The organism is Flavobacterium sp. TN-1 (assembly GCF_052828645.1).
In genome coordinates this window covers 3,069,580-3,083,810 of record NZ_CM128253.1, presented here as the reverse complement: position 1 = coordinate 3,083,810, position 14,231 = coordinate 3,069,580, and the positions used below count along the sequence as shown (strand labels likewise).

At 30.2% G+C, this 14,231-nt stretch carries 11 protein-coding genes and 1 other RNA gene; 7 read left to right on the top strand and 5 right to left on the bottom strand.

Going from position 1 to position 14,231, the window contains the following annotated elements:
• Window positions 1-46: 46 nt before the first annotated feature.
• Entirely contained in the window at window positions 47-379 is a 333-nt protein-coding gene (locus ACUXZJ_RS13910; protein ID WP_060382560.1) for a hypothetical protein, read from the top strand.
• Window positions 380-1,168: 789 nt separating this feature from the next.
• Here ACUXZJ_RS13910 and ACUXZJ_RS13905 read toward each other — a convergent pair.
• The 4 genes from ACUXZJ_RS13905 to aroB form a co-directional block, all read right to left on the bottom strand.
• Window positions 1,169-1,546 carry a hypothetical protein gene (locus ACUXZJ_RS13905; RefSeq protein WP_063743021.1) on the bottom strand — a complete coding sequence of 126 codons (378 nt, stop codon included), beginning with the start codon at window positions 1,544-1,546 and terminating at the stop codon, window positions 1,169-1,171.
• 20 nt (window positions 1,547-1,566) lie between these two features.
• A complete protein-coding gene (locus tag ACUXZJ_RS13900) occupies window positions 1,567-2,541 on the bottom strand; it encodes a deoxyhypusine synthase family protein (RefSeq protein ID WP_063743020.1) in 975 nt (324 codons plus the stop codon).
• 34 nt (window positions 2,542-2,575) lie between these two features.
• A complete protein-coding gene (locus ACUXZJ_RS13895; protein WP_014164206.1) occupies window positions 2,576-3,976 on the bottom strand; it encodes a decarboxylase in 1,401 nt (466 codons plus the stop codon).
• A gap of 166 nt (window positions 3,977-4,142) precedes the next feature.
• Complete coding sequence (aroB, locus tag ACUXZJ_RS13890; RefSeq protein ID WP_063743019.1) at window positions 4,143-5,198, bottom strand: 3-dehydroquinate synthase; 1,056 nt, start codon at window positions 5,196-5,198, stop codon at window positions 4,143-4,145.
• A 95-nt stretch (window positions 5,199-5,293) separates the two neighbouring features.
• Here aroB and ACUXZJ_RS13885 point away from each other — a divergent pair, with 95 nt between their 5' ends.
• The 3 genes from ACUXZJ_RS13885 to pdxH all read left to right on the top strand — a co-directional run bounded on the left by ACUXZJ_RS13885 (window position 5,294) and on the right by pdxH (window position 8,570).
• Window positions 5,294-6,463 carry a proline dehydrogenase family protein gene (locus ACUXZJ_RS13885; RefSeq protein WP_063743018.1) on the top strand — a complete coding sequence of 390 codons (1,170 nt, stop codon included), beginning with the start codon at window positions 5,294-5,296 and terminating at the stop codon, window positions 6,461-6,463.
• Window positions 6,464-6,529: 66 nt separating this feature from the next.
• A complete protein-coding gene (locus ACUXZJ_RS13880; protein WP_060382555.1) occupies window positions 6,530-7,435 on the top strand; it encodes a ribonuclease Z in 906 nt (301 codons plus the stop codon).
• Window positions 7,436-7,925: 490 nt separating this feature from the next.
• Window positions 7,926-8,570, top strand: a complete 645-nt coding sequence (pdxH, locus tag ACUXZJ_RS13875) for a pyridoxamine 5'-phosphate oxidase (protein ID WP_060382554.1) — start codon at window positions 7,926-7,928, stop codon at window positions 8,568-8,570.
• A gap of 432 nt (window positions 8,571-9,002) precedes the next feature.
• Here pdxH and rnpB read toward each other — a convergent pair.
• Window positions 9,003-9,318: RNase P RNA component class A (gene rnpB / locus ACUXZJ_RS13870), an RNA gene on the bottom strand.
• A 153-nt stretch (window positions 9,319-9,471) separates the two neighbouring features.
• On the opposite strand from rnpB, the gene dnaX reads away from it, so the two are divergent.
• From dnaX to clpB, 3 genes are all read left to right on the top strand, one after another.
• Window positions 9,472-10,557, top strand: a complete 1,086-nt coding sequence (gene dnaX / locus ACUXZJ_RS13865; RefSeq protein ID WP_060382553.1) for a DNA polymerase III subunit gamma/tau — start codon at window positions 9,472-9,474, stop codon at window positions 10,555-10,557.
• Window positions 10,558-10,754: 197 nt separating this feature from the next.
• A complete protein-coding gene (locus ACUXZJ_RS13860; RefSeq protein WP_060382552.1) occupies window positions 10,755-11,192 on the top strand; it encodes a hypothetical protein in 438 nt (145 codons plus the stop codon).
• A 409-nt stretch (window positions 11,193-11,601) separates the two neighbouring features.
• Window positions 11,602-14,208 carry an ATP-dependent chaperone ClpB gene (gene clpB, locus ACUXZJ_RS13855; protein WP_063743017.1) on the top strand — a complete coding sequence of 869 codons (2,607 nt, stop codon included), beginning with the start codon at window positions 11,602-11,604 and terminating at the stop codon, window positions 14,206-14,208.
• The last annotated feature ends 23 nt before the right edge of the window (window positions 14,209-14,231 follow it).

Below are 14,231 nucleotides of genomic sequence, written 5' to 3'. Positions count from 1 at the left end.
TTTAATTTAATAAATGAATGTTTAATTTAGCAAATAAAAAATAGCAATGAAAGTTGATCATAAAGGCCATACTACCATTATAAAAGATACAGAAGGAAATTCTGATATTTTTCTACAAAAATTAATAAGTCAATATAATTCCTTTAAAAATTCTAATTTAATTATTGATATTACACATGATCAATCATTTGATTTAGAAGCTATTAGTTCTTTTGTGGAATTGTCAGATAAGCATAGGGTACTAAAAAAATCTTTTGTATTAGTAGCTGAAGGAATTGACTTTAATGAAATTCCAGATACTATTTTGGTGGTTCCTACCTTGTTAGAAGCACATGATATAATTGAAATGGAAGAAATAGAACGTGATTTAGGATTTTAATTCTATATAGAGCAAATTTTTTTTGAAATTAAATAAATTTCTGGTTTAACTTAGTTCGGTTACTTTTGTTTTTTTAAAATATTTAAATAAGAATGAGGCAAATAAATTATATGATATTTCTTATGTAGATTATGTGCTGTTAGGAGGATGTTAAACTAAATGATGATTTTTTTCTTTTAAGGAATTTTTTTTGATTAAGAATTAGGGTTCTGGTAATTGAGGATAGAGGGAGGTATTCTTGTCTGGGACAGCTAGAGAGGTAGATGTTTGATAATAAAATATACTTTGTTTTTTATGAATTTCCAGATTTATACTAAAATTATGTATTTACTTTTATTTTGATAATAAATAAGATCTGTTATTTATAATTAATGATAATACTATTTTTTTTACCTCGAGACTGTCCAAAAAGTTCGCAATCATTTCGACCAAAGGGAGAAATCACATACTATTGATTAAGAGACTCCTCCTTACGTAGGAGTGACAAACTATATGTTGATTTAGGTATTATCCAACAAAAGTAATAAAAATTAGTGTTGGTTCTCGATGCACTTCGCGCTGGAACTAACGATGATTCCAATCATATACTCAACCGTTTGTTCGAGTTATTTTAAAATAAAAAGAGATCGAGAATTTTACTTTTTAATCCCGTATATTTTAAGTTTAAATGGTGTAAGTTTGATTCAATATTTTAGAAGAAGTATTAAATGATAAAGATTTCTGAAAAGAATCGAGTGAATTTGTATATAAAGAAAAAGGGTTCAAAATTTTTTGAACCCTTTTCTATTATTATTCTTCGTCTTCTTCGTCTTCTTCGTCTTCTTCGTCTTCTTCGTCTTCAGAATCTTCCTCATCAGATGAGTCTTCTTTTTCTTCATCAGATGCTGCATCAGAATCAATTTCTAAGTCTTTTAATGCGTCTAATGTATCATCACCATCGATATCGTCATCGTCATCAAAGTTCACAATTCGATCAGCTAGTTTAGTGCTTACTTTTACTAAATAAATAGTATCTTCAGTTCTAACTTCAACAGCTTCAATTGTTTCATTTTTAGCATTTTTAAAACGAATGATGTCAGAATCATCATAACCTTCAGGGAATTTTTCTACTAAAAGGTTTAAAATTTCACTCGTAAGTTTTGAATAATCTACAATAACTCTTTTCATAAATTGGGGGTAATCTTTTTTTATTGACCTAAAACGTATGCGAAAATTAGTGGAGCAACAATAGTTGCGTCAGATTCAACAATGAATTTTGGAGTCGTAATATCTAATTTACCCCAAGTAATTTTTTCATTAGGAACAGCACCAGAATAAGAACCGTAACTAGTAGTTGAGTCTGAAATTTGACAGAAATAACTCCAGAAAGGAACGTCGTGCATTTCCATATCTTGGTATAACATAGGAACAACACAAATAGGGAAATCACCTGCAATACCACCTCCTATTTGGAAAAATCCTATTCCTTTTCCTTCGCAGTTTTTAGTGTACCAATCAGCTAACCACATCATGTATTCTACACCGCTTTTCATGGTAGTTGCTTGAAATTCTTCTTTAATGCAATAAGAAGCAAAGATGTTGCCCATTGTACTGTCTTCCCATCCTGGTACTACTATTGGTAAGTTTTTTTCAGCAGCTGCCACCATCCAAGAATCTTTTGGATCAATTTCATAATATTGTTCTAATACACCAGAATTAATCATTTGGTACATGAACTCATGAGGGAAATATCTTTCGCCTGATTTATCTGCTTTGTTCCAAATATCAAATAAATGTGATTGTAAACGACGGAATGCTTCTTCTTCAGGGATGCAGGTATCTGTTACACGGTTGTAGTGATTTTCTAATAGATCCCATTCTTCTTGTGGTGATAGATCTCGGTAATTGGGCACTCTTTTATATGAATTATGAGCAACAAGGTTCATAATATCTTCTTCTAAGTTAGCACCAGTACATGAAATGATGTGTACTTTGTCTTGACGTATCATTTCTGCTAATGATTTGCCTAATTCAGCAGTACTCATAGCTCCTGCTAAAGTAATCATCATCTTACCATTGTCTAACAAATGTTCTTCATATCCTTTGGCTGCATCTACTAAGGCTGCTGCATTGAAATGAAGATAATGTTTTTCAATAAATTGACTAATAGGTCCTTTACTCATTTTTATTTATTGTTTGTGTTTGTATTTTTTGTGATTATTTTTTATTGTATCCTAGGATTTCTAAAATTTCTTCTGCTTTTTGTTCTTCTGAGAAAACTTCTGTTGCAAAAATGCCATTTTTGTCCTTATCAATTAAAATGTGTTTAGGTTGTGGCAAAATACAGTGATGTAAACCTCCATGTCCTCCTATAGTTTCTTGATAGGCACCTGTGTTGAAAAAACCGATATATAAGGGCTTTTCTTTATTGTATTTAGGTAGATAAATTGCATTCATGTGCTGTTCAGAATTATAATAATCATCACCATCACATGTTAAACCTCCTAGGAGTACTCTTTCGTAAGTGTCATTCCAGCGGTTTACGGCTAGCATGACAAAGCGTTTGTTAATTGCCCATGTATCAGGAAGAGTTGTGATAAAAGAAGAATCTATCATATTCCAGTTTTCTCTATCGTTTTGTTTTTTTTGATACAATACCTGATAGATAGCTCCTCCTGCTTCTCCAACTGTAAAGGATCCGAATTCAGTAAATATATGAGGAACAGGAACTTCTGCTTCGTCACAAGCAATTTTAATTTGATTCAATATTTCATCTACCATGTATTGATAATCGTATTCAAAAGCTAATGAATTTTTGATAGGAAATCCTCCTCCAATGTTTAAACTATCTAAAGTAGGACATTCTTTTTTTAGATTAATGTAAACCTTCATACATTTTAATAGTTCATTCCAATAATAGGCAGTATCACGTATACCAGCATTAATAAAAAAGTGAAGCATTTTTAATTCAACTTTTTTATTGTCTTGAATGTTTTTTCTATAAAAAGGGACAATGTCTTTATAACCTATCCCTAAACGAGACGTGTAAAATTCAAATTTAGGTTCTTCTTCGGCTGCTATACGGATTCCTATTTTAAATTTACCGTCTATTTCTTCTTGTAATAGGTCTAATTCTTCAAAATTATCAATTACAGGAACTGTATTTCTATGTCCATTGTTGATTAATCGGGCAATATTGGTTACATATTGTCCGCGTTTAAAACCATTGCAAACAACAAAAGTGTTTTTATTGATTCTTCCATCTTCCATTAATTTTTCAACAATATTAATGTCAAAAGCAGAAGAGGTTTCAATGTGAATATTGTTTTTTAAAGCTTCATTTAAAATAAATTCAAAATGTGAACTTTTAGTACAATAACAATAATAATATTTTGCCTCATATCCATGTTTTTCCATGGCATTACGAAACCACATCTTGGCTTTGTTGATATTTTGAGAAATTTTAGGTAAATAAGTAAACTTTAGAGGTGTTCCGTATTGTTCCACTAATTTCATTAGGTCAATACCATGAAATTGTAGGTGATCTTTGCTTAAAGTGAACTCTTCTTGAGGAAAATAAAATGTTTGATTGATTAAGTCGAAATATTTTGTATTCATTTAGCTATAAATAAATTGTAATTAAAATTAATAAAAAAACTCTATACAATTTATTCAAATACGAATATTCGCAAAAATGATTTCTAGTTCGGTGTAAAGGGGTTCATCCATGCTGGCAAAAATAAAAAATAATAGCTTTTTACTCCAAAGAAAATTTTTAAAAAAATCAATTTTTATAATCATTAAAAGCAGCCAGAATTTCAGAGTGCTCTACTGTTTGATTTATTACGCATTGACCGATAGAATTTAGAAGACTAAATTGTACTTTTCCAAATTCGTTTTTCTTGTCATGAATTAATAAATTGATAATAAAATTAATTTCATCAGAATCAAAAGAAATAGAATCGTATATGCCACAGATTAAATTTTTTATTTCCAGATATTCATCTGCTGATAAAAGCTTTTTTTTGAATGATAAAAAACTTTCTAATATCATACCGCAAGCAATAGCTTCTCCGTGGAGTAATCGTTCTTTGTTAGAATGTTCTAAAAAAAAAGTTTCGATTGCATGTCCTAATGTATGCCCAAAATTAAGCGTTTTTCTAATGCCTATTTCTCGAGGATCTTGTTCCACAATTTGTGCTTTTATAGTTACTGATTCCTTAATTATTGAATCAAAATCCTGAAAATTAATAGAAGAAAGATCTTTAAAACGATTCCAGTGATTTTTGTTAGCAATAAGCCCATGTTTGAGCATTTCTGCTAAACCTGAGCGGAGTTCTCTTTGTGATAAAGATTGTAAGTAATAGGAATCAATTAATACCATATTAGGTTGTGTAATCGTTCCAATTTGATTTTTGAGTCCGCCTAAATCAATTCCGTTTTTACCTCCAATGGAAGCATCTACCATAGAGAGTAAGGTTGTGGGAATATTTATAAAAGAAAGACCTCTTTTAAAAGTAGAGGCAATAAATCCTCCCATATCTGTAATAACCCCTCCGCCTATGTTAATAATTAAACTTTTTCGATCAGCACCTAATTCAGTTAAAGCTTCCCATATATTCACGCAAGTTTCAATTGTTTTATTTTCTTCACCTGCTTCTAGTTCTATTATTTCTAAAGATAGTTCAGTTTCTAATTTTGGTAAAAAATGAGGAAGGCAATATTCATTAGTGTTTTCATCTACAATAATGAAAATTTTTGAAAATTTATTTTCTTTTAGAAAATGATTTAATACATAATAATCATTATTTACAAAATATACTGAAAAAGGAGCCTGCATTTTTTTGAGAATTAAGTTTTTGTGCAAAATAAAATAAAAAATACTATATAAATTATGAAGTCATGACTTTATATTTGCATAAGAAAAAAAATAAGATGGAAAAAATATTTGACAATACACAAAATGCTTTTAGTTTAAAAAGCGATACAGAGTTGGAAAGGGCTCATTTTTTGTTTAAAGTAATTGATTCTGAGCCTTTAGTGAAAATAGGGACAGCCGTTACTAATTTTGCTCTAAAAGCAAAATTGCCAGTAGAAGGATTAATTAGAGCTACTGTGTTTGATCATTTTTGTGGAGGAGTATCAGAAGATGATTGTATTCCTGTAGTAGATAAAATGTTTACGAAAGGAGTTTCATCAGTTTTAGACTACTCTGTAGAAGGAAAAGAAGATGAATCGGCTTTTGATGATGCAATGAATAAGACGTTAAAAATTATTCTTTTTGCTAAAGAAAAAAAAGCGATTCCTTTTGCTGTTTTTAAACCTACTGGCTTCGGGCGATTTGAATTGTATCAAAAAATAGGGGAAAGAGAAGAATTAACAGAGTTAGAACAGGCAGAATGGAAGCGAGTAGAAGAACGTTTTGATAAGGTATGTAAGTTAGCTTATGAAAATGATATTGCTCTATTAATTGATGGAGAAGAAAGTTGGATGCAAGATGCTGCTGATAATTTAGTAGCTCAAATGATGCAAAAATATAATAAAGAAAAAGCCATCGTATATAATACATTGCAAATGTATCGTTGGGATCGTTTGGGGTATTTAAAAAAATTACATGCTCAAGCTAAAAAAGAAGGATTTCATATAGGAATGAAATTAGTTCGAGGAGCCTATATGGAAAAAGAAAATGCAAGAGCGCAAGAAAAAGGTTACAAGAGTCCAATATGTGAATCTAAACAAGCAACAGATTATAATTTTAATGATGCAGTAGCTTATATGATGGAACATATAGATAAAATGGCCATTTTTGCAGGAACTCATAACGAAGAAAGTTCATATAAGCTAATGGAAATAATGGCACATAAAGGAGTCGCTAAAAATGATTTTAGAGTTTGGTTTGGTCAATTATACGGAATGAGTGATAATATTAGTTATAATTTAGCAGCGAACGGGTATAATGTTGCTAAATATTTACCTTTTGGCCCAGTTAAAGATGTAATGCCTTATTTAATAAGAAGAGCCGAAGAAAATACATCAGTAGCAGGTCAAACAAGTAGAGAACTCACACTGATAAAAAAAGAACGAAACAGAAGAAAACAAAAATAAAAATATTGCAGCTCCATATATCGTATGATTTTAAAGCTGCAATGTTTGTTATATTTTATGAATTAGATGAATTTAACTATTTTAGGTTGCTATGCTGCTACACCTAGGACATTTACCAATCCTACATCGCAGGTTTTAGAAATTAATAATCGTTTATTTTTAATTGATTGTGGAGAGGGAACACAAACACAATTGAGGAAAAATAAAATTCGATTTACGGCTATTAATCACATTTTTATTTCTCATTTACACGGAGACCATTTTTATGGACTGATAGGGTTAATCTCTACTTTTACCTTATTAAACAGACATAACCCACTCACGATTTATGGACCCGTAGGTATAAAAGAAGTTATTAAATTACAATTACGTTTAGCAAACTCATGGCCTCAATATGAATTGAATTTTGTAGAACTTAAATCTAAAAAAACAGAAATTATATACGAAGACAAAAAAGTAATAGTACGAACAATTCCTTTGAAACATAGAGTTTATACCAATGGTTTTTTATTTATAGAAAAAGAAAAGGAACGAAAACTAAATATAGATAAAGTACAGGAATATCAGATAGAAAGTTGTTATTTTCAAAATATTAAAAATGGACGAGATGTTGTTTTAGAAGATGGACGTGTAATTTCAAACCAAGTTCTAAGTCTTGATCCTCCTAAGCCCAAAAGCTACGCTTTTTGTTCTGATACAATATATGATGAAAGCATAGTACCTATCATAAAAGGAGTACAAGTCCTTTATCATGAGTCTACGTTTTTAAATGGAGAAGAACATATTGCTGAAAAAACAATGCACTCAACAGCTCAACAAGCAGCCTTAATAGCTCAACAAGCTAATGTAGAGAAATTAATTCTAGGACATTATTCTACTCGATACGAATCTATAAAACCTTTTAAAAAAGAAGCAGAAGCAGTATTTAAAAATGTCTTATTAGGAGATGATGGTGCTTGTTTTGAATTTTAAATAAAATTCTTCTAAATTAATAGTAAGAAAAAAACTATATTAACCATCGTTATTAGAAGATAAGTAACAATAGATTTATTCTGAGAACTTCCATCAAGTTTAAATCTATACCATTAACCTATCTGAATAAAATGAAATATTAGATTTAGTTAATGGTAATTTTAGATAAAAAATTTTTAAATCTAAAAAAGTACTCCATTTATGATTTTAGTACGTGGAAAATTTTAGTATACTTTATCTGTCGTAAAATAAAGATTAAAATAAAATTTAGGATAAATTAAGAAGTTTATTCTATACTGAAGAATCATTTATATTATCAATACAGAAATATAAAGAAACAATAGCATACAGCTATAAAACCAAAGTCGCTTGAAATAAAAATAAATCATGATACAAAGTAAATTTGTAGAATAAAAAAACTTTGAATTGTTAAAAATAATAAGTTTGTATTTCTTACACAGTAAAAAAAATAACAACTGAATTAGCAAAAATGGAAGATTTAAGTAATTATAGAAAAGTATATCAAAGGAGTGAATTATTAGAAGAAAACATTCCAGAAGATCCTATAAATCTTTTTCATCGTTGGTTTCATGAGGTAGAAGAATTTGGGGGAGTAGATGAAGTAAATGCTATGACGATTTCAACAATAGGACTAGATGGGTTTCCAAAAGCAAGAGTGGTTTTGTTGAAAAGATACAATGAAGAAGGTTTTGTTTTTTATACCAACTATTTATCAGAAAAAGGGAAAGCAATTACAGCAAATCCAAACGTATGTCTTTCTTTTTTTTGGCATTCAATGGAGCGTCAAGTCATTATAAAAGGAATAGCTCAAAAAATTTCACCTTCTATCTCAGATGCTTACTTTGATTCAAGACCTAGTGGAAGTAAATTAGGTGCAATAGTTTCAAAACAAAGTGAAGTAATTCCAAGTAGAGCCTTTTTAGATCAAAAATTACATAAATTAGAAATAGATTTAAAAGGAAAAGATATTGTTCGACCAGATTATTGGGGAGGATTTCTAATAGAACCTAAAGAAGTAGAGTTCTGGCAAGGACGTCCAAATAGGCTACATGATCGTATTAGGTATCAATTAAAAGAAGAATTTAATTGGGAAATTAGTCGATTATCCCCTTGAAAACAACTCATAACGTAAGTTTTTTCTTACTTTTTAAAATAAAATATGCTTTTTATCGATTTTATTTGTAATTTAATCGAAACTTGTTTTATATTTGTAACAGAAATCAGAACAACATTTGTTTTTAGACCTTTAAAAAATCTGAAAATAAATTCATGATAGTTTAGTTTTTTAGTTTGTTTATTTGATTGAGAAGTGCCTCTTATCCCCAAGAATAGAGGTGCTTTCTTTCATTTTATAGAGCTATTTAAAAGAAGATATTGTAAGAATGTTTGTTTAGTATACACTCATTTCATTTAGTGTGGTAAAAGTCAATTTTGAAAATTTCAAAGTTGGCTTTTTTTATAAATATCAGAATTATAAATTATCTCTCTATTGACTTTGATTTTTTTACTTGAATAAAAAAGAGAGTGTAAAGGTGGGAGTAAAATAAAAAAAAGCAGACCTGTAAGCCGGATTCTGTACATAATAAATATGTCCTTATCATTTATCTAGTCAAATTATTGCTAATTTGATCCATCTGCCTACCCCTCAGCAACGGGCGAGCAACCCTTAACTACTGATATACATGGCATTTCACCGCATAGAGTTTACCTGATTTCACTACAGCATTATCTGTACATTCTTTCTGTTGCACTTGTCCTCCTCTGAATTATTTCAAAGTGACGGGTGTTACCCGCTACGCTTGCTCTATGGTGTCCGGACTTTCCTCCCTCTAAAAATAGAGAGCGATAAGGCGATCTGCTCTGCAAACTTATGAATAACTAATGATATAATTGCCAATTTAATTCTAAAAAATAAAATATTTTAGTTTTCATGTTTAAAGCAATCTGAAAATAAAAAAAACTTCCTTTTGGAAACTATCGTTTTAATCTGTTATATTTGTAGCTCATTTTTGTCTATGGAACAGTTTATTGTATCAGCTCGTAAATACAGACCTCAAACATTTAAGGATGTTGTTGGGCAACAGGCTATTACTAATACTTTATTAAATGCCATTGATAATAATCATTTAGCTCAAGCGTTATTATTTACAGGTCCTAGAGGAGTAGGAAAGACTACTTGTGCTCGAATTTTAGCAAGAAAAATTAATCAGGAAGGATATGATGATCCCTATGAAGATTTTGCCTTTAATGTATTTGAGCTAGATGCAGCTTCTAATAACTCAGTAGATGATATTCGTAATTTGATAGATCAAGTACGAATACCACCACAAACAGGTAAATATAAAGTATATATCATAGACGAGGTGCACATGTTGTCAACTGCGGCTTTTAATGCTTTCTTAAAGACATTAGAAGAACCTCCTAGGCATGCAATATTTATACTTGCTACAACCGAAAAACATAAAATTATACCAACCATTTTATCTCGTTGTCAAATTTTTGATTTTAAAAGAATAACAGTTAAAGATGCCAAAGAACATTTAGCAGAAGTGGCAAGGAATCAAGGTATTATGTTTGAAGATGATGCTTTGCATATAATTGCACAAAAAGCAGATGGAGCTATGCGTGATGCTCTATCTATTTTTGATCGCGTAGTATCTTATTGTGGTAAAAATTTAACAAGAGCTGCTGTAACTGAAAATTTAAACGTACTTGATTTCGAGTACTATATAAAGGTAACAGATTTAATATTAGAAAATAAAATTCCAGATTTATTATTAGCTTATAACGAAATTTTAGCAAAAGGTTTTGATAGCCATCATTTCGTGGCAGGTTTAGCTTCCCATTTTAGAAATTTGTTAGTTTGTAAAAATCCAACCACTTTAATACTTCTTGAAGCAGGAGAACATGCACAAAAACTTTATGGAGAACAAGCTCAAAAAGCATCACAAGATTTTTTATTGCAAGGTATTGAATTAGCTAATGATTGTGATTTAAAATACAAAACCTCCCAAAATCAACGTCTTTTGGTTGAGTTGTGTTTAATGCAGTTAGCCTCTATCACTTTTGATGGAGAAAAAAAAAAGCTAACTCATTTATAATCCCGCCTACTTATTATAGAAACTCTAGTTTTTCCATTACAGAGGTAAAACCAATTGTTGAAACGCCAAAAAATCAGCTCACCAATAAAGTAAATCTTTCAGGAAAAGAACTAAATAAAGAGCAAGTTTCTCCTGAAAAAAAAGAATCTAAGCCTGAAACTACCCAAGATATAGGCCCTAAAGTATCCTCTTTATCATTGTCAAGTATCCGAGTAAAAAAAGAATTAGAAGCTCAATTAAAACCAGAACAAAAACATCATGATGAACTACCAGTAGAACCATTTACTGAAACCGAAATGCTAGAGCAATGGTTAAAGTATGCTCAAAAATTAGGAAACAAAGGATATAAAATTTTAGAATCCTTAATGCTCATTAATGATCCTATTTTAGAAGGAACTACTATTATTCATGAATTGCCTAATGAAAGTTCAAAAATAGATTTCGAAGGAGAAAAACATGATTTGTTAGGTTATCTAAGAGGAAAACTACATAACCATACTATTAATTTAGAGATTAAACTTAACGAAACCATTGAAACAAAAAAAGCATTTACAGCAGAAGAAAAATATCAATTAATGCGCGATATAAATCCAGCTTTAGATACCTTAAGAAAATTGTTTGATTTAGATGTTTGATATAAACTGAATTTTTATTAACACTATTTTGTTTAATTTTTTATCTCCAAAAGTTTTACTAGTGAAAGTATAACGTCATTTTCATCACTAAAAAACATAGAAGCATACCAAAATAACGAACTCTTAAATATAAAATATTTTCTACCTATTCAAAAAAACAACATTTATCGTACTCATTTCGGTCAATTCGTTGTTGTTTTTTGCTTCTGATCTAATTTTTTTATAATCATCTACAAGAAAGATATAACTCTGTCATTTTGACTGTTTTGTGTAAGTTGTATGTTTAAATAAAAGACATTTTGTCTTAAGAATTGCAATGGAACATAAATTGTTTATTTTAAAACAAATAAAAGTTTAAAAATACTCCTAAGATTAAAACTAAAATGTTGAACTTGAAATTAAAACTAAAATGAACTTAAATAATTTAACAATTAAATCGCAAGAAGCCTTGCAAGAAGCCCAACAAATAGCACAAGGCAGTGGACAACAACAACTGGAAAATGAACACATTTTTAAAGGAATTCTAGAAGTAGATGAAAATGTAGCACCTTTTATACTAAAAAAACTAAATGTAAACGTAGAACTTTTTAAAAAAATACTAGAAAGTACAATTCAGAATTTTCCTAAAGTATCAGGTGGTGATCTAATACTTTCTCGTGAAGCAAACACATCATTAATTGAAGCAAATAACATAGCCAAAAAAAGAAATGATGAATATGTTTCAATAGAACATCTAATTTTAGCTATTTTCAAATCAAAAAGTAAAGTAGCTCAGATTTTAAAAGATCAAGGCGTTACCGAAAAAGGACTTGAAAGCGCTATTGCAGAAATTCGAAAAGGCGAACGAGTTACATCAGCATCAGCAGAAGAAACCTATAATTCATTAAATAAATATGCCAAAAACTTAAACGAATTAGCTAGAATTGGAAAATTAGATCCAGTCATTGGAAGAGATGAAGAAATAAGAAGAGTATTACAAATACTAACGAGACGAACAAAAAATAACCCAATGCTTATAGGAGAACCTGGAGTAGGAAAAACAGCCATAGCAGAAGGACTAGCACACCGAATAGTAGATGGAGACGTACCTGAAAATCTAAAAGATAAAATAGTCTATTCGTTAGATATGGGGGCTCTTATAGCAGGAGCTAAATACAAAGGAGAGTTTGAAGAACGTCTAAAGTCCGTTGTAAAAGAAGTAACTTCAGCAGAAGGAGATATTGTATTATTTATAGATGAAATACACACATTAGTTGGTGCAGGAGGAGGAGAAGGAGCAATGGACGCAGCGAATATCTTAAAACCAGCTTTAGCAAGAGGAGAATTAAGAGCTATTGGAGCTACCACTTTAGATGAATATCAAAAATATTTTGAGAAAGATAAAGCATTAGAACGTCGTTTTCAAAAAGTAAATATTGATGAACCTGATACAGAAAGTGCCATATCTATATTAAGAGGAATTAAAGAAAAATATGAAACACATCATAAGGTACGTATCAAAGACGACGCTATTATAGCCGCAGTCGAATTGTCTCAACGTTATATTACTAATCGTTTTTTACCTGATAAAGCAATTGATTTAATGGATGAAGCAGCTTCTAAATTGCGTATGGAAATCAACTCTAAACCAGAAGAATTAGATGTTTTGGATCGAAAAATTATGCAAATAGAAATAGAAATAGAAGCCATAAAAAGAGAAAATGATGAGGTTAAATTAAAAACATTAGGTTTAGATTTAGCTAACTTAAAAGAAGAACGAAATGATATCTTTATTCGCTGGAAATCAGAAAAAGATCTAGTAGACGCTATTCAAAATGTAAAACGAACAATAGAAGATCTAAAGCTAGAAGCCGAAAGAGCCGAAAGAGATGGAGATTATGGAAAAGTAGCCGAAATCAGATACGGAAAAATTAAAGAAGCTCAAGAAAAATTAAATAGCTTACAAAAAGAATTAAATGAAAACCAACAAGAAAATTCTTTAATAAAAGAAGAAGTTACGCAAGATGATATTGCAGAAGTAGTAGCTAAATGGACAGGAATACCAGTAGTAAAAATGTTGCAAAGTGAACGCGAAAAATTATTAAAACTAGAAGACGAACTTCATAAAAGAGTCGTAGGACAAGAAGAAGCAATACAAGCTATTAGCGATGCAGTACGCAGAAGCCGAGCAGGCTTACAAGATATTAAAAAACCAATTGGATCCTTTTTGTTTTTAGGTACAACAGGCGTTGGCAAAACAGAATTAGCAAAAGCATTAGCGGAATATCTTTTTGATGATGAAAACGCCATGACTCGTATTGATATGAGCGAATACCAAGAACGTCATAGTGTAAGTAGACTCGTTGGAGCACCTCCAGGTTATGTTGGATACGATGAAGGAGGACAGTTGACAGAAGCAGTAAGAAGAAAACCGTACTCTGTAGTATTACTAGATGAAATTGAAAAAGCACACCCAGATACTTTCAATATTTTACTACAAGTTTTAGATGAAGGTAGATTAACCGATAATAAAGGACGATTGGCCGATTTTAAAAATACCATTATTATAATGACCTCTAATATTGGAAGTCAAATAATACAAGAAAAATTTGAAAATTTAGGAGGATCCATAGAAGCTGCTACAGAGTTAGCAAAAATAGAAGTCTTAGGCTTGCTTAAACAAACCGTTCGACCAGAATTTATTAATAGAATAGATGAAATTGTTATGTTTACTCCATTAACCAATACTAACATTAAAGAAATTGTAGCCTTACAACTAAAAAGTGTAACCAAAATGTTAGCACATCAAAATATAACAATGGATGCAACACCTGAAGCAATTACCTATTTATCAGAAAAAGGATTTGATCCAGAATTTGGCGCAAGACCCGTAAAAAGAGTAATTCAAAGAGAAGTTTTAAACCAGCTTTCGAAGGAAATTTTAGCAAGTAAAATAACCACAGAAACTATGATTCTTTTAGACTGTTTTGATAATCATTTAGTCTTCAGAAATCAAGATGATATCAAAAAAAAATAATTATTTTAACAACAAAAAAATAT